Source organism: Saccharibacillus sp. WB 17 (assembly GCF_008634075.2).
In the GTDB taxonomy this organism is placed as follows: Bacteria; Bacillota; Bacilli; order Paenibacillales; family Paenibacillaceae; genus Saccharibacillus; species Saccharibacillus brassicae.
Genome location: NZ_VPFK02000016.1, coordinates 55,541 through 71,595, shown reverse-complemented (window position 1 = coordinate 71,595; position 16,055 = coordinate 55,541). Strand labels below are relative to the sequence as shown.

Sequence of the window (16,055 nt, the reverse complement as noted above, 5' to 3'; positions counted from 1 at the left end):
CAAGCGGCGGGCTCTGCTCGCCGTCTGCCGGCGCCGCCGCTCCGGCAGCGGCCGGATTGGCCGGGCTGCCGGCCGGAGGCGCTGCGGAAGCGGCGCCCGCATTGCCCGCGTTCGGCGCCGGCACGCCGCTGCCACCCGCAGGAGCAGCATTACCCGCTGCTGGCGCAGCCGCCGAAGCGGCCGCGTTCGCCGCCTGCGCGCCGACGTTCGGACGGCCCGATCCGGCCGCTCCGTCGCCCGACGCTTCGCCAAGCTGCGACAGCGCGGCCGCGACATGCTGCTCCAGATTTTGCAGCAGCGCCGATGCCGGAGGGCCGAATACGGCCTGCTGCATGCCGGCCACGCTCTGCGGCGTCAAGGGAAGTCCGCGCTGCTGCAAAATGCCGATCGAGCGTACCCACTGCTGCGCGTCTACCGCAGCCGGCTTTTGCGCAAGCAGATTGCGCACTTCGGTCGTCTGCTCGCGGGTGACCGGAATATCGGCCTGCTGCATCATGCGGATCAACTCGCGGTTCGGCTTGTTGTCGGGCAGTCCGACCTGCTTCAGCGTGTCTTCCATCGACTGCGCCCCGGCTGCGGCGCCCGGAGGAGCCGCAACCGGCTTGAGCACGATCGAGCCGTCTTCCGCCGCAGGCTGCACCTGCATAAAAGACGTCTGCCCCGCCTGCAGCGGCGTTTCCAGCTTGGCGTTCACTTTGACGCCCTGAATCTGGAGCACCGCTTCTTTACCGTCTTCGGATACCGATTGGACGACGCCCCGGACGACCTGCCCCGCTTTGAGGTCCACCTGCTTGATCTCGCCGGGCTTGGCGTCTCCGATGATGTTTTTGAATAACGAACCGATGTTCATCCCGCTCACCCCGCTTTCCTGAATTTGGCTTGGCCTCGCACGAGTCCAGACCTTCTATCCGGTATATCGGACAAAAGGACGCCGGCAATAAGAACCGCCTACCGGCAATGTAACGTTTGTCGTCGTCTTTTTCTAACGCAGCTGCTCGTATTCCGCTTTCATTTTGACCAAAAAGCTGTGCCGGTGCAGCGGACTGATACCCAGCTCCAAAATCTTTTCGCGGTGCACGGCCGTTCCGTATCCTTTGTGCACGGCAATCCCGTAACCGGGATAATCGCGTTCCCATTCTCCGGCGCACAGCCGGTCCCGCGTCACCTTGGCTACGATCGAAGCCGCCCCGATGCTCTGGCTGAGCGAATCGCCTTTGATGATGGCGCGCTGCGGCAGTTCCACCTGAATGTTCTCCGCATCGACCAACAGGGCGTCCGCCTGCTCCGGCAGCGCTTCGACGGCTATTTTCATCGCCAGTCGCGAAGCCTGCCTGATATTGATCCGGTCGATCGTCTCCGCGTCGACTCGGCCCACTCCGACGGCGACCGCTTCCTGCATAATGATGTCGTACAGCTCGTCGCGTTTTTTCTCGGACAGCTTTTTGGAATCGTCGATCCCGTCGATCTTGAGTCCTGCCGGAAGAATGACCGCGGCCGCGACCACGTCGCCGAACATGCAGCCCCGGCCGACTTCGTCGACGCCGGCAATACGTTCGTATCCTTCCGTCCACCATTCTTTTTCCAGCAGCAGGCGATCGATCTCCACTTTTTCCTTTTTCTCTTTCGGCATTGTGCGTTCCCCCGTTCTTTGTTTTATTTTAACCGATTTTTACGGATCTGTTGAGGCTCGTTCCCGATCTGCCCGTCCATGCAAAAAAAGATCGCGGAACGCGGCTCATGCACCGCTCCGGCTGCTCGTCATGCAAGCTTCCGTCAAGCGCGGTCCATACGTCTCGTTCAGCGATCTTCTCCCGCGCGGTGTGCGCGGCGGCTTGCTTGTTGCTCCTGCTGCTTGGCCGCTTGCGCGCACCCGCGTTTCCTTGCGTTTGTTAGAAAGGTTCTTCCAGCGAGAAGCGGCCCATTTTTCCGGCACGCAGTTCTCTCAGGAACAAAATGGACGCTTTTTGCAGATCGACACGGCCGCCGCTCATGAGGCAGCCGCGTTTGCGTCCGACCACTTCCATGATGCGCACGATTTCGTCCGCGTCGTCGAACGCGTCGGGACGTTCGCCGAGATCAAAGCGCTCGGACAACCGGTGCCAGTAATGCTCCGCAAAATACTTGACCGCGAAAAACGTAATCTCTTCCACGTTCAGCACGTCTTCCTTGATCGCTCCGGTAACCGCGAGCTTCATACCGACGTTCTGATCTTCGAACTTCGGCCACAGAATGCCCGGCGTATCGAGCAGTTCCATTTCTTTGCCGACCTTGATCCACTGTTGGCCTTTGGTCACGCCCGGACGGTCTCCGGTTTCGGCGATGCTTTTGCCGGCCAGCCGGTTGATCAGCGTCGACTTGCCCACGTTCGGAATGCCGACGATCAAAGCGCGCACGGCCCGGGGATTCATGCCTTTGGAAATCTGGCGATCGATCTTTTCCTGCAGCAGCGCTTTGGCCTGAATCGAAATTTCTTTCATGCCGCGGCCGCCCGACGAATCGGTCTCGATCGCCGTATGGCCTTCGCTGCGGAAATAGTCGATCCATTTCTTCGTCATCTCGGGGTCCGCCAGATCCGACTTGTTGAGCAGGATCAGACGGGGTTTGTCTCTTAAAATGTCGCCGATCATCGGGTTGCGGCTGGACAGCGGAAGGCGTGCGTCGAGCAGTTCGATCGCAAGATCGATCAGGCTCAGCTTCGCTTCGATCTGTCTGCGCGCCCGGGTCATATGACCGGGAAACCATTGAATTGTCATAACGGTGAGTCACCTCTCTTAACGGCTTTGCGCCAACTGCCCGCGCATCGGCCGGTCATGCTCCGCTTGCCTTCTTGCGGCAAACGGCGGTTAATGATTGACGATATGCAGATCGCTGAACGGCCAGAACACCAGATCGGCGCGGCCGGTAATGTCGCTGAACGGCACGTACCCGATCATCCGGCTGTCTTTGCTGTTGGGACGATTGTCGCCCATTACGAACACGTGGTCCGCGGGAACGGTTCCGTCCGGGAAGTTCGGGTTCGGGAAATTGGTATTGTTGTTGTACGTCTCGCCGTTGTTGTGGGCTTCGTCGAGCACGCCCTGGATATAAGGTTCTTCGATCAGCTTGCCGTTAACCATAACGTCGTCGCCTTCGACCTTGACCGTATCTCCCGGCAGCGCGATGACGCGCTTGATAAATTCCTTGTTGTCTTCGGAAGGCACTTTGAACACGATGACTTCGTCTTTGTGCGGGGCGCGGATATCGTACAAAATCTTGTTGACGATCACGCGTTCGCCGTCCTGGAAATTCGGGTGCATCGATTCTCCGTCGACCATGTAAGGCGCGAACAGCAGCCAGCGAATCACAAAAACGAGTACCAGCGCGATCGCGATCGCCTTAATCCATTCAAGGGTCTCGCTTTTGACTTTGTTTTTCGGATTTTTAGGCGCGTCTTCCGAGCTCTGCGCGGGATGGTTCACGTTCTCTTCCATTAGCTTGCCCTCTCCTTACGAGTGATATCCGAACATCAGCATTTTGCAAAAACGTCCGACCGTGAAAAAAAGCTTCGCGGCCTTCCGGTTTTGAGAAATGCTCATATTCTTAACCGTTATGAGAATAAAACGAAAGGAGCTTGTTTCCAAGCTCCCCATTTTCGCCCGCTTGTTTTCCCGAAAGAAAATTAACGGCGAACTTCTTTAATTCTGGCTGCTTTACCGCGCAGATCGCGCAAGTAGTACAGTTTCGCACGACGGACTTTACCGTAACGCACGACTTCGATTTTGTCGAGTTTTGGCGAGTTGATCGGGAAAGTTCTTTCCACGCCCACGCCGTAAGAGATCTTACGAACCGTGAAAGTTTCGGCAATGCCGCCACCTTTGCGCTTAATCACAACACCTTCAAACAACTGGATACGTTCGCGAGTTCCCTCGATAACCTTAACGTGCACTTTCAAAGTGTCGCCAGGACGGAAGCTTGGAATGTCTGTACGCAGTTGTTCCTGAGTAAGAGTTTGAAGCAAATTCATGTTTGTTTCCTCCTTCCACACATGCGTTCGTACGTCTTCTTCGGAAATAAATTCCGCCTCATCATTCGCAGAGGACCGCAAGATTACACAACGGATTGATTTTATCATGAAACTTCACAAAAAGGCAAGACATTCTCACAAAATTTTTCGGACGCGCCGCATTTATGTTTCGGATTCGCTTCTCCCCCGCGGAATCCGGGCTTTTTACCATTTGGAAGAACCGGACGAACGTCCGCTGCCTCCGCCTTTGCCCCAGGAAGACGAACCGCTGGAGCGGCCGCTGCCGCCCCAACTCGAACCTCCGGATGAACGGCCGCCGCCCGGACGATTGCCCGGGCCGCCGAATCCGCCTCCGAAGCCTCCGCCGAATCCCCCGCCTCCCCGGCGGTTGTTGTTGGCGCGCTGGACAGCCAGGCGGTAGTCGCGCTCCATTTCGTCCAGCACCTGGCGTCCGTACGCCGCCTGCGCCAGCGCTTCGTCGAAGCGGCCGGCCGCGATCAGCCGACGGGCTTCGGCTTCGAATTCCCCGTACCGCGCGGCATAAGGACGCGTCTGCAGGTGAATCCGATAACCGGGCTCCCGGCCGAGGAAATCGCTGTTCAGCCGCTCCAGCTGCGCCATCGCTTCGTCGCGCTTCTGCTGAAGTTCGCGGATATGCCCCGCAAAATCGGCCGCGCCGCGCTCGTACGCCGCAAGCAGCGGCTCCGCGCGCAGCAGGTCGACCGGCTCGCTCCCAAGCGCCGAAGCGGCGGCTTCGCTGTCCGTCTCCGCCGCTTGCAGCGCCCGGTCGTACTCCGGCATCCGCATATTCATCGCCCGGTAAGCCCCGCCCGCCTGACGGAAAACACTGCGAGCCCCTTCCAGGCGCTGCTCCGCCGAACGGCGCTGTCCGGCCAGCTGATCGGCATACCCCAGCGCTTCGCGCATGGCTTCCCGCGAGCGCGCCGCCAGTTCGTCCGCCCGGTCGCTTTTCTCCCGTGCCGCCTTGTAATACTGCACCTGGGGATTGAGCGCGGAGCGGATCTCCGGCAGCAGCCGGCGAATCTCGTCTTCGGCTTGGCCGATCTCTTCCTGCCGCGCGCGCTGTTCGCCCAGATGCGACTCGGCATAGCTTGCGCGCAGTTCGTTCCATTCGCTCTCGTAACGCGGACCGAACTCTTCGATCTCGCGCAGCAGCGTCTCCGCGTCCCGCAGCGATTGGGCCGACGAAGAGCGGCTGTCCAGGCGCCGGCGCACGATATCTTCCGCTTCGGCAATCAGCGCGGCGATACCGGCCGAGCAGGCTCTTGCTTCCGGCACGTCGCCGCCGCGGATCAGCCCGTCCAGCCGCTGCGTCTGCACGCCCGCTTCGCTCAGCACCCGAAACGGGTCTTCTTCGGTCAGCATCAGCGCTTCGCGTTCCACGACCGGACGCAGTTCGCGCTCGGCCTGCACGATCCGGCCGGGCCACTGCGCAGCTTCCGACGCCAGGCCGCCCAGCGCGTCGACATGCTCCGCGATTTCGCCCAATCTTGCAAGCGCCTGCTCGGCCGGAGCGGCCGCCTGCATGACGTCGAACTCGTCCAGCCCGTCCGCGCGTTCCAGCAGCGCAGACGCCGCGTCGAATTCGCGCTGCAGCGCATCGAGCGGATAACCCGTTTCGCCGCGCAGCCGATCGAGCTTGTTCTTCGTCTCCGCCGCAAGAGTGCGCCCTTCGCTTACCCGGCGCCGCACTTCGGCAAAGCTTGCGGATACCTGCTCATACCGCTCATGCAGCGTCCCGATCCGGCTATCCCAGCCTTCCACTTCGCTATTCAGCGCGTCGAGCTGTTTGCGCTGGGCGCCGGACGCGAACGTGCCGGGGCGGAAAGCTTCAAGGCGCGAAGCCAGCTCGCCGCCCGTTTGATGCAGATCGACCGCTTCGCGGCTGATCGCTTCGGCTTCCTTGAGCGTCTGCCCCTGCACGAAGCCCATCTCCACCTCGCGGAACAGCTCCGACACCATGATCCCGTCCACTTTGGCGGACGCGGCCTGCTGCCGGTTTTTCAACTCCTGCGCACGCTTCTTCACGCGGGAAGCGGCGCGGAACATGCTAATCGGCACGTACAGCGCCACGCCGAGCACGCCAAGCGCCAAAATGACGTACAGCCAGCTGCCTCCGGCGAACAGTCCGCCGTCCGACGACAAGCCGTTGGATGATGCCCCGTTTCCGTTGACGTAAGCGCCGATGGCAAGCGCGCCCGCGGCCGGTCCGTCTTCATTCGCTGCCGGCACGAAAGCCCGATCGATAATCCGATCCGCGCGGCCGAGCGCCGTGTTGTTCAGCTCCAGATGTACCGTATTGGGATTCGTTACGATCAGCAGCAGCAATTCATTCCGATTCAGCCCCCACCTTTCGTACGTCCGCTGCGACAATCGGGCCGCGTCGCTTTCGCCCAGACCGCTCTCCGTCAGCACATACACTTTGTACGGTCCGCTGCCAAGTTCCTGCTCCATCTGCCGGATCTGGCTGTCGGTAAACAACCCGGCCTCGTCCGTCACGAGTCCGCTTCGCTGCGGAATCGAAGCGGCTGCCGGCAGCGTCGTCAGCAGCAGAAGCAGCACCGCGAACAGCAGCGGCAGCCCCTTTTTCATGCATCTTTTCCCCATCCTGCATGCCTCCTTTTCCATTCGTCGCTTTGTGCGCCGTTCCGACGTCCTTCTTCTCTATGTAACCTTTTGTTCGCAAACTGTCCCTTCCCGCTTGGCCTTTCTCTTTTAAAAAGAAGAAAGCGGATCTGCCGCAGCAGCCAAAACGAGAAAAAACCCTGGAATTTCGTCTCCACGAAATTCCAGGGCTCTGCCCGCCTCGCGGCGCGAACGATTTTCTTCTATAGGCGATCTGCTTCTATAAGCGATCTTCTTCTTCGCGTCTGAGCTCGTCCAGCCATTTCGACTCCTGCTTGTTCAGCTCAAGCCGATCCAGCAGCTCGGGACGGCGCTGCAGCGTCCGGCGCAGCGATTCCCGCCGCCGCCACGCTTCGATATTCGCATGATGCCCCGACAGCAAAATGTCCGGCACCTGCATGCCCCGGAACTCGGTCGGACGGGTGTAATGCGGATATTCCAGCAGCCCGGTGCTGAACGAATCCGTGACCGCGCTGTTCTCGTTGCCGAGCACGCCCGGCAGCAGCCGCACCGTACTGTCGATCATGACCATCGCCGGCAGTTCGCCGCCCGTCAGCACGTAATCGCCGATCGAAATCTCGTCCGTCACGAGGCCGGTCCGAATCCGCTCGTCATAACCTTCGTAATGCCCGCAAATGAAAATGAGATGTTCTTCCCGGGCAAACTCTTCCGCTTTGCGCTGCGTGAACGTCTCGCCCTGCGGGCACAGCAGTACGATGCGGGGCGGGGCCGGAGTGGGAACGGTATCATCTTCGGCGGCTGCCTCCGTTTGCGGGTTTTCCGCTTCTTTGCGCCGGAGCAGGTCTTCCACAGCGGCAAAGATCGGCTCGGGCTTGAGCACCATGCCTCCGCCTCCGCCGTAAGGCGTATCGTCCACCTGGCCGTGCTTGTTCGTGGAATACTCGCGGAAATTGACGGCCGACAAACGGACGAGGCCTTTGTCTCTCGCTTTGCCGAGAATGCTGGCCCCGAACACGCCTTCGAACATGTCCGGGAATAAAGTGAGTACGTCGATGCGCATCAGTCGAGCAGTCCTTCCATGACTTCGATCCGGACCGTTTTGGCGGCGATATCGACGCTTTTGACGATGCTTTCGATATAAGGAATCAGCAGTTCTTTGCCGCTGCCGCTTTTGACGACCCAGACGTCGTTCGCGCCCGGCGTCAAAATATCGGTGACCACGCCCAGTTCTTCGCCTTGTTCGGTCAGCACTTTGCAGCCCATGATTTCATGGAAATAATACGCATTTTCTTCTTCTTCGACCGCTTCTTCTTTGGGCACTTTGACGTCCCAACCTTTATACTTTTCCACCTGGTTGATATTGTCGTAGCCGTCCAGCTTGACGACATACACGTTTTTTTGCTCGCGCGCCGACAAAATTTTGACCGGCAGCTTGGAACCGTCTTCCGGCGAGATCAACAACAGCCGCTTGCCCGCGGCGAAACGAACTTCGGGGAAATCGGTAAACGGAAAAATTTTCAATTCTCCGCGGATGCCGTGCGTGTTCGCGATTTTGCCTACACTCAAAAACTGGGGTTCGGTATTCGAATTCATGTTCCGATTCCGTCCTTTCGCTGCTTCGATAAATTTTTGCTTCATTATATATAAGGCGGCAGGGGATGCCGAAGTCTTGACCATGTACGAAAAGGGGCTAGGAAGATAACCTCCTAACCCCTTTTCGTATATCTTTAAGACCGGAAAGCGGCCGATGCGCACGCGCACCGGACTTTCCCTTTAAGACTGGATATCCACGGTAACCCGCTTGTCCAGCTTGACTGCTGCCGACGTCACGACCGTGCGCAGCGCCTTGGCGATACGTCCCTGCTTCCCGATGATCTTGCCTACGTCATCGGGATGCACGGAAAGTTCGTATACGACCAGGGACTCTTTCTCTACGGTACGGACCTTGACGTCTTCCGGATGATCGACCAGAGCTTTTGCGATGACCGCTACTAACTGTTCCACGTCAACCCCTCCGAGTCACTGTCTTATTTTTGCAGTTTGGCTTCATGGAATTTCTTCATGATGCCGGCTTTGCTCAGCAGATTGCGAACTGTATCGGACGCTTGTGCGCCGGTTTGCAGCCATGCCAATGCTTTTTCTTCGTTGATGCTTACTACTTGCGGTTCTGCGACCGGGTTGTAGTAACCAATCTCCTCGATAAAGCGTCCATCACGCGGGGAACGGGAATCCGATACCACGATACGATAGAAAGGAGCTTTATGAGCGCCCATACGCTTCAGACGAATGCGAGTTGCCACGAAAATCACCTCCTTCAAGAAATAAACTGCTTTAAGGCTTTATCCTAATCGCTTCACTTCCGGCTTAACGGAACGGGAAACGCATGCCCTTACTCATTTTTTGCATCTGCTTCATAGCCTTGTTGTTCTTGCCGCCGCCCTTGGAATCCATCATGCCCGAGAGCTGCTTCATCATCTTCTTCATCTCGTCGAACTGCTTGATCAAGCGGTTCACTTCGGCGAGCGACGTTCCGCTGCCTGCCGCAATCCGCTTGCGACGGCTGTAGTTGATCACGTCCGGCGTCTGCTTCTCCACGCTCGTCATCGAATGCACGATCGCTTCGATCCGACCGACCTGCTTGTCGTCGACCTTCATGTCGGTCTTCTGCTTCATCTTGCTCATGCCCGGGATCATGTCCATGATCTGATCGAGCGGGCCAAGCTGCTTGACCTGCTCCATCTGCTCAAGAAAATCGTCGAAGGTGAATTCCGCGTTGCGCATTTTGCGCTCCATTTCCTTCGCCTTGTTCTCGTCGATTCCGGCCTGCGCTTTCTCGATCAGCGACAGCATGTCGCCCATCCCGAGAATCCGCGAAGCCATCCGCTCCGGGTGGAACGGCTCGAGCGCGTCCAGTTTCTCGCCGAGCGAGATGAACTTGATCGGACAGCCGGTCACGGCTTTGACGGACAGCGCGGCACCGCCGCGCGTATCGCCGTCAAGCTTCGTCAGCACGACGCCGGTCAGCGACAGCTGTTCGTTGAAGCTCTGGGCGACGTTGACGGCGTCCTGACCGGTCATGGCATCCACGACCAGCAGCACTTCGTCCGGCTTCGTCTCCGTATGGATCTGCTTCAGCTCGTCCATCAGCTCTTCGTCGATATGCAGGCGGCCTGCCGTATCAATGATGACGTAGTCATGGCCTTTGTCCTTCGCTTCCTGCAGACCTTTGCGGGCGATCTCGACCGGACTGACCTGGTCGCCGAGCGAGAACACCGGAACGTTCAGCTGCTCGCCGAGCACCTGAAGCTGCTTGATCGCCGCGGGGCGATAAATATCGCCCGCGACCATCAGCGGCCGGCTGCCCTGCTTTTGCAGCATCTTCGCAAGCTTGCCGGTCGTCGTCGTCTTGCCGGCGCCCTGCAGGCCCGCCATCATGATGACGGTAGGAGGCCGGGTGTTTTTGTTCAGCTTGGACTGCGTGCCGCCCATCAGATCCGTCAATTCCTTATTGACGATGTCGATGATGACCATGCCCGGCGTGAAGCTCTCGGTGACTTCCTTACCGAGCGCTTTTTCCTTCACTTTGCCGATAAAGTCCTTGACGACCTTGAAGTTGACGTCCGCTTCCAGCAGAGCCAGACGCACTTCGCGCATCGCATCGTTTACGTCTTCTTCGGATACTTTGCCTTTTCCCCGAAGTTTGCCGAAAACGTTCTGGAGCCTCGTTGTCAATCCTTCAAATGCCATAGGTTCACCCCCGTTTCGATCACTTCTCTACTATTATATATCGAAAGGCGCTCATTTATCGAATTTGCAAGATCGTGCGCGTACCGCTATTCCAGAGCCTGCAGATTGCCCGAGATCGTTCCGAGCCTGCTGCGCGTCTCTTCCGGCAGCTTGTCGTCGAACGACATCGCTTCCAGTTCGCGGATCTCCTGCATACGGCTCTCGTGCCGACGCAGCAGTTCGAGCTTCGCTTCGTAATTCTCCAGCGTCTGCTCCGCACGCTTGATATGTTCGTACACCGCCTGGCGGCTAATTTCGAATTCCGCGGCAATCTCGCCGAGCGAGAAATCGTCGTGGAAATAATATTTCAGAAAAGTCTGCTGCTTCTCCGTCAGCAAGCGCTCGTAAAAAGCGAACAGCAGGTTGATTCGATTCGTCTTTTCCAGACGATTGTCCTGACTCATCCGGAACGCTCCTCTCGTCAAGGCCAAACACTTTACACATCAATCAACGTTCATTATCATATCGAAAACAAAAGAAGATGTCAAGCGTTAACGCTTAACATCTTTGAGGATTGTTTAATCTACTCATTTGAAGGAAATAACTGCCCCTTCTCAAACTTGTATACTTCATCGCATAGGGATTGAATGTCTTCCGCGATATGGCTGGAAATCAACAAAGTCGTCCCCTGCTGCTTTTTTTCTATTAGAAGTGTCCTGATTTCATGTACGCCCTCTTCATCCAGCCCATTCATCGGTTCATCCAGCACCAATATTTTCGGATTTTCCATAATGGCCTGTGCAAGAGCAAGCCGCTGCTTCATACCCAAAGAATAATTTTTGACCGCTTTTTTACTTTCGGGATCAAGCCCGGTTTGGATCATGCTTGCTTTGATTTGGGCATCGTCTATTACGTTTTTTATTTTTGAAAGATACTTCAGGTTTTTGAACCCGGAATAGTTTTCGATAAATCCCGGATGTTCGATCATAACTCCCGCGTCTGGAGCGAAGTCGATTTCTTTACCAAGCTTTTTTCCCCAAAAATGAATTTCTCCATGATCCGGAAGAATAAGACCCAGCAGCAGTTTAAAAAAAACAGATTTCCCGCTTCCGTTTTTTCCGGTGAATCCGTAACATTTTCCCGCTTCCAGTTCCAAATCAAGCGACTTCAAAACAGCTTCTCCTTTAAACGATTTACTCAACTTTTTAACTACAATTATCGTGTCGCCCATACTTACCCTCCACATTCAAATTTTCAAAGTTCTTTTCCAACACTTAATCTGATTTTTCTTAGCTGAGCCAAAAAGCAAAGACCGAATGTACAAGCCACGATAAAAAGAAACTGCACACCGATAAAAACAAAGCCGGATTGTGTTAATCCTTCCAAAGTGAGATAACTTTTTGAAACGACGTGGCCTCCAAGCATATAAATGGGATGCGCATAGACGTTAAATAAATAGAGCAGCAGCAAAAAAAGAACCGAGCTCCCCGTCACCGGAGAAAGTAATCGAATACCGATTTGCAGCAAGCTGCAAGCACCTAATCCAAAAACCTGAAGCAAGCTTAGACCGATCCAAGCCCCTCCAGTATGCGTGCCCGAACTCCCCGTTCCCAGCAAAGCGAAGCAAAAATATCCGATCATGTTCATGATGACTGTATAGAAAAAAACGAGCAAAAACACTGCGAAAATATGACTCAACATCCATACTTTAAAACTTTGTAACCGAGCAACAAGGCTTGGCGCCCTATTTTGTAATCCATGTTCCACATAAGAATCCAAAACAAATGCAAACCACAAATAAGGAAAAAGCCGATGTACCGCCAACAGAACGCCGATAGAACCTTCAACATGCCAACCATTGTGAAAAGCAAAAAGTTCGTTCTCCTGTTCAACTTTAAAATATTGAATAGTAAACAGATGCAAAAAAAAAGAAAGCACTCCCAACTGCAGGTATACGCTCCATCCTAAAGAACTTAAGTTGTATTTTACGCCGTTCCATAGCATACTTACTCACTCCGTAAATTGCATTTTATGTATCGTTGCCCATAGTACGATCATCGCAAGCGCGACAAAGCTCATCGAGCTGGCCTGCGTCCAAAAAATATCCGTCCATCCAATCGATTCTGTTTCGAACCCGCGCACATAAGTAACATTGAAAGATAACCACGGAACCCAATGCTGCAAAAAGGAAAAATGAAGCAAATGATTGATCAAAATCACAATCATACTCGTTAAGATCGCGACAACAGGTTTGTTACGCGGAACAAAACGATAAGTAAGCAAATAGACAAAAGCAATCGTCAGAACACTAAACCAGTATCGAAACACGAGCAGAAACAAAACGGGTCCCCCTATCACCGGCCCTCCTAATAGAACGTAACAAAAAGCGGCAAGCACCCCGAGAAATATAAAGGCATAAAGCGTTGCAAAAGAGAAGAAAATTACGATCATATGAAAAATCCAATGTTGGCGGCTGGCAAAACGCACAATCATGTTTTCTTTGCCCGACCACTCTTCACACACCTCATACAAAAACATTAAAAAGAAAGGAATAAAAAAAGCGAGTTGGATATACGGATTATTCAAGATCAAAGTCATTAAATCGGTAAAATAAGAGGGTTCCGTTTCGTCTTGCGGATTTTTCATCAAGTAAACAAAGGCCAAACCGATTAAAGTCATTTCCAGTAGGATCAACAGTATCATTTTCCGGTCAAAAAATTTGGATTCGAATTGAGCCTTTAACATTGGGATATTCCATAAGTTATCCATTTAATCGCCGCATCCTTCTCAGCTTCACTTCAATGATCCCTCTTGACGCTGCCAATAAAACAAAAAGCCAAATCGCAAGCGTTTGCTCTTCCAGATGATAGCTATACATAAACTGAATCCATTGGAGCGGTGAAGAAGAAAACCATCCCAGAAAAGCTTCAAACCCGATACTCGCTCCAAGAAGAGCCAAATACGGAAGCAAATAAGCGGCCGCCTTCTTTTTAACGAATAGCGAAAACATCAAACCGAATACGGCAAACACCCCTCCCAATACGAAGTGAAAGCCCATCACGCTCCATACATACAATTCCGGCCAAGTTTCAAACCATGAAGCCAAAGGACCCATCGGCGTAAACAAAGGATCACTTAATTTTTCACTTTTAAAAAGAAGAGAAAGAACGAAGTAATAAAAAACTTCCGGAACAAAAATACTCAAACCGCCAACCGAAAAAACGCCCCAAAATTTTTGTCTGATATAACTCGCTTGTGTCATTCTGGTTTTTATAAAAATAAAATAACGAGTCGTACGTTCCGTGAACATAATCGTGGAATAAGGGAGAATAACCAGTAGAGGAAACAAAAAATAAGTGAATTGAAAACTTTGAAGCCAAACTTGATACTTGTTATGCCCGTTTGATTCAATAAAATGTACAGCTTTTGATTCCCCCGCCAAGTCCGCCGCTTTTAAGTCAGCGAATGTAGCGATCGAAAAAATATTTTGATAATCGGATACGAAGAAGAGCAAGACCGAAACCATAAAAACAAAAAGAAACCTTAAATTGAAAAGGCCACGTTTTAAATCTTGTACGAACACAGAACCACCCCTCTTTTCAAATGAAAAGCGAGAAGTAAGCCAGTCAACCTCTCGCTTCTTGTCGATTCAGGTCATACAGAAAAGAAAATGATTTTAGAATGCACAATAAAAAGTAATTAAATTATAACACGAATCTAATATTGTATTTTAAATTAATAATAATAAATAAAAAAAGAAGCCGATTTGATCTTCCGGCTTCTTGATTCGGTTTATGAAAACCCGATTCTATTGAAATGAAATTTACGGCAGCAGATACATCAAAATGCAGAAGAAATGAAGGATGCTGCCTGTCAGCACGAACAAATGCCAGATCGCGTGATGGTAAGGAAAAGCCCGCCAGACGTAAAAGATCGTACCGACGGTGTACATGAGGCCGCCCGCGACGAGCAGGTGAATGCCTTCGACAGGAATGGCTTGGGTCAGCGCGCCCCAGGCGAGCACGATCAGCCAGCCCATCAGCAGGTAGAACAGCGTGGACATGAACAGAAACTTTTTGACGAAAAAGGCTTTGAAGATAACGCCGCCGATCGCGATGCCCCAGACGAGTCCGAACAGCGTCCAGCCGAGCGGTCCGCGAACGGCGGTCAGCATGAACGGCGTGTACGTTCCCGCGATATACAAGTAGATGGAGGAGTGGTCCATGAACTCGAAGAAATCTTTGACCTTGCCTTCGGGGAAACTGTGCACGAGCGTCGAGCTCAGGTAGAGCAGCAGCATCGTAATGCCGTAAATGGTAAAGCTCACGATATGCCAGGGCGTGCCTTTGGTACTCGCGAACACGATCAGCAGCACGAGCGCGGCAATACTGAGCGCGGCTCCGATCCCGTGCGTGACGGCGTTGGCTACTTCTTCGCGGCGGGAATACGTATGCGTATTGGCCATGCGGACATTCCTCCTTATTCTTGCAAACCATGCGTCGTTTTCATAAATATCATATTTCGATTATAAAGGCTTGCGCCGCATATTGCCACCTTGCATCCCCGCGCTCGGCAGCCAAAAAAGACGCGCAGCGCGAAAAATTCGGCTGCGCGTCACTCTTCGGAGATCGACCGGCCGGCACGTCCGATTACTCGGGCTGCCGCGGTTCCCCGTCTTCTTCTTCGATCAACTCTTCTTCGATCAGGCCGGCGAACAGCGCGTGCACGAACTGTTCGGAATCGAATTCCTGCAGATCGTCCACTTTCTCGCCGAGACCGACCAGTTTGACCGGAATGTTCAGTTCCTGGCGGATCGCCACGACGATGCCGCCTTTGGCCGTGCCGTCGAGCTTGGTGAGCACGAGGCCGGTTACGCCGCTTTTCTCGCCGAACAGCTTGGCCTGACTGAGCGCGTTCTGTCCGGTCGTCGCGTCAAGCACCATCAGCACTTCGTGCGGCGCGCCCGGGATCTCGCGCTGGATGACGCGGAAAATTTTGTTCAGCTCGTCCATCAGATTGCTTTTGTTCTGCAGCCGTCCGGCGGTGTCGCAGATCAGCACGTCCGCGCGGCGCTGCTTGGCGGCCTGCACGGCGTCGTACATGACAGCGGCCGGGTCGGAGCCTGGATTTTGCTTGATGACTTCGACGCCGGTGCGGGTGCCCCACACTTCAAGCTGCTCGATCGCGCCGGCGCGGAACGTATCGCCTGCGGCGAGCAGCACTTTTTTGCCTTCGTTTTTGAACTTGTGCGCGAGCTTGCCGATCGTCGTCGTTTTGCCGACGCCGTTGACGCCGACGAACAAGATGACGGTCGGACCGTCGGCGCTCATGTTGAGCGAATTGTCTTCTTCGCCGCGCAGCAGGCCGATCAGTTTCTCCGACAATACCGGGCGCAGCTCGCTGGCGTCGTTCAGGCGGCGCTTCTTGACTTCCACGCGCAGGTCGTCGATCAGTTCCATGACCGTATTGACGCCGACGTCGGCTCCGATCAGAATCTCTTCCAGCTCTTCATAAAACTCTTCGTCGATCTTGCGGCGGCGAACCATCAGGTTCGATACGCGCTCCACGAAGCCTTTGCGCGTTTTCTCCAGGCCGTCTTTGAACTGTTTGGTTACCGCGTCGGTCTTGCCCGCGATACTTTCTTTCAATTTGCGAAAAAAGCTCATGCTTGACTTCCTCCAGTCGTAATAGGCTTCCGTATGAGACTTGCTTCAATCTG

17 protein-coding genes and 1 pseudogene are annotated in these 16,055 nt (G+C 54.4%); all 18 read right to left on the bottom strand.

Going from position 1 to position 16,055, the window contains the following annotated elements; genetic code table 11:
- A pseudogene (locus FTE24_RS08490) lies at positions 1–859 on the bottom strand (hypothetical protein); the annotation flags it as partial.
- A 123-nt stretch (positions 860–982) separates the two neighbouring features.
- The gene (locus tag FTE24_RS08485) at positions 983–1,657 is read right to left on the bottom strand and encodes a ribonuclease HII (protein WP_337190036.1); all 675 of its coding nucleotides are present in this window, start codon (positions 1,655–1,657) and stop codon (positions 983–985) included.
- A gap of 232 nt (positions 1,658–1,889) precedes the next feature.
- On the bottom strand, positions 1,890–2,753 hold the full coding sequence (gene ylqF, locus FTE24_RS08480; RefSeq protein ID WP_141449373.1) for a ribosome biogenesis GTPase YlqF: 864 nt from the start codon (positions 2,751–2,753) through the stop codon (positions 1,890–1,892).
- A gap of 90 nt (positions 2,754–2,843) precedes the next feature.
- Positions 2,844–3,470: a signal peptidase I gene (gene lepB, locus FTE24_RS08475; protein WP_150230899.1), complete on the bottom strand. Its 627-nt coding sequence runs from the start codon at positions 3,468–3,470 to the stop codon at positions 2,844–2,846.
- Between the two features lie 188 nt (positions 3,471–3,658).
- Positions 3,659–4,003 (bottom strand): 50S ribosomal protein L19, encoded by a 345-nt coding sequence (gene rplS, locus FTE24_RS08470; protein ID WP_141449371.1) that lies wholly within the window; start codon positions 4,001–4,003, stop codon positions 3,659–3,661.
- Positions 4,004–4,207: 204 nt separating this feature from the next.
- Entirely contained in the window at positions 4,208–6,631 is a 2,424-nt protein-coding gene (locus FTE24_RS08465; protein WP_160441698.1) for a TPM domain-containing protein, read from the bottom strand.
- Between the two features lie 238 nt (positions 6,632–6,869).
- Positions 6,870–7,670, bottom strand: coding sequence for a tRNA (guanosine(37)-N1)-methyltransferase TrmD (gene trmD / locus FTE24_RS08460; protein ID WP_150230903.1), 801 nt, complete (start codon positions 7,668–7,670; stop codon positions 6,870–6,872).
- On the bottom strand, positions 7,670–8,203 hold the full coding sequence (gene rimM / locus FTE24_RS08455) for a ribosome maturation factor RimM (protein ID WP_150230905.1): 534 nt from the start codon (positions 8,201–8,203) through the stop codon (positions 7,670–7,672). Before rimM ends, trmD begins: the two co-directional genes overlap by 1 nt.
- 180 nt (positions 8,204–8,383) lie before the next feature.
- Complete coding sequence (locus FTE24_RS08450) at positions 8,384–8,614, bottom strand: KH domain-containing protein (RefSeq protein WP_141449367.1); 231 nt, start codon at positions 8,612–8,614, stop codon at positions 8,384–8,386.
- Between the two features lie 23 nt (positions 8,615–8,637).
- Positions 8,638–8,910 carry a 30S ribosomal protein S16 gene (gene rpsP, locus FTE24_RS08445; protein WP_018975061.1) on the bottom strand — a complete coding sequence of 91 codons (273 nt, stop codon included), beginning with the start codon at positions 8,908–8,910 and terminating at the stop codon, positions 8,638–8,640.
- Between the two features lie 64 nt (positions 8,911–8,974).
- Positions 8,975–10,357: a signal recognition particle protein gene (ffh, locus tag FTE24_RS08440; RefSeq protein ID WP_141449366.1), complete on the bottom strand. Its 1,383-nt coding sequence runs from the start codon at positions 10,355–10,357 to the stop codon at positions 8,975–8,977.
- A gap of 86 nt (positions 10,358–10,443) precedes the next feature.
- Positions 10,444–10,800 carry a YlxM family DNA-binding protein gene (gene ylxM, locus FTE24_RS08435; protein WP_141449365.1) on the bottom strand — a complete coding sequence of 119 codons (357 nt, stop codon included), beginning with the start codon at positions 10,798–10,800 and terminating at the stop codon, positions 10,444–10,446.
- A gap of 119 nt (positions 10,801–10,919) precedes the next feature.
- Positions 10,920–11,567, bottom strand: a complete 648-nt coding sequence (locus FTE24_RS08430) for an ATP-binding cassette domain-containing protein (RefSeq protein WP_202111802.1) — start codon at positions 11,565–11,567, stop codon at positions 10,920–10,922.
- A gap of 23 nt (positions 11,568–11,590) precedes the next feature.
- Positions 11,591–12,340, bottom strand: coding sequence for a hypothetical protein (locus FTE24_RS08425; RefSeq protein WP_150230906.1), 750 nt, complete (start codon positions 12,338–12,340; stop codon positions 11,591–11,593).
- 6 nt (positions 12,341–12,346) lie between these two features.
- Entirely contained in the window at positions 12,347–13,105 is a 759-nt protein-coding gene (locus FTE24_RS08420; protein WP_150230908.1) for a hypothetical protein, read from the bottom strand.
- Positions 13,098–13,919 carry a hypothetical protein gene (locus FTE24_RS08415; RefSeq protein WP_150230910.1) on the bottom strand — a complete coding sequence of 274 codons (822 nt, stop codon included), beginning with the start codon at positions 13,917–13,919 and terminating at the stop codon, positions 13,098–13,100. The genes FTE24_RS08420 and FTE24_RS08415 overlap by 8 nt, the downstream gene beginning before the upstream one ends.
- A 240-nt stretch (positions 13,920–14,159) precedes the next feature.
- Complete coding sequence (gene trhA / locus FTE24_RS08410) at positions 14,160–14,801, bottom strand: PAQR family membrane homeostasis protein TrhA (RefSeq protein ID WP_141449364.1); 642 nt, start codon at positions 14,799–14,801, stop codon at positions 14,160–14,162.
- A gap of 184 nt (positions 14,802–14,985) precedes the next feature.
- The gene (gene ftsY, locus FTE24_RS08405; RefSeq protein WP_150230912.1) at positions 14,986–16,002 is read right to left on the bottom strand and encodes a signal recognition particle-docking protein FtsY; all 1,017 of its coding nucleotides are present in this window, start codon (positions 16,000–16,002) and stop codon (positions 14,986–14,988) included.
- Positions 16,003–16,055 lie beyond the last annotated feature (53 nt).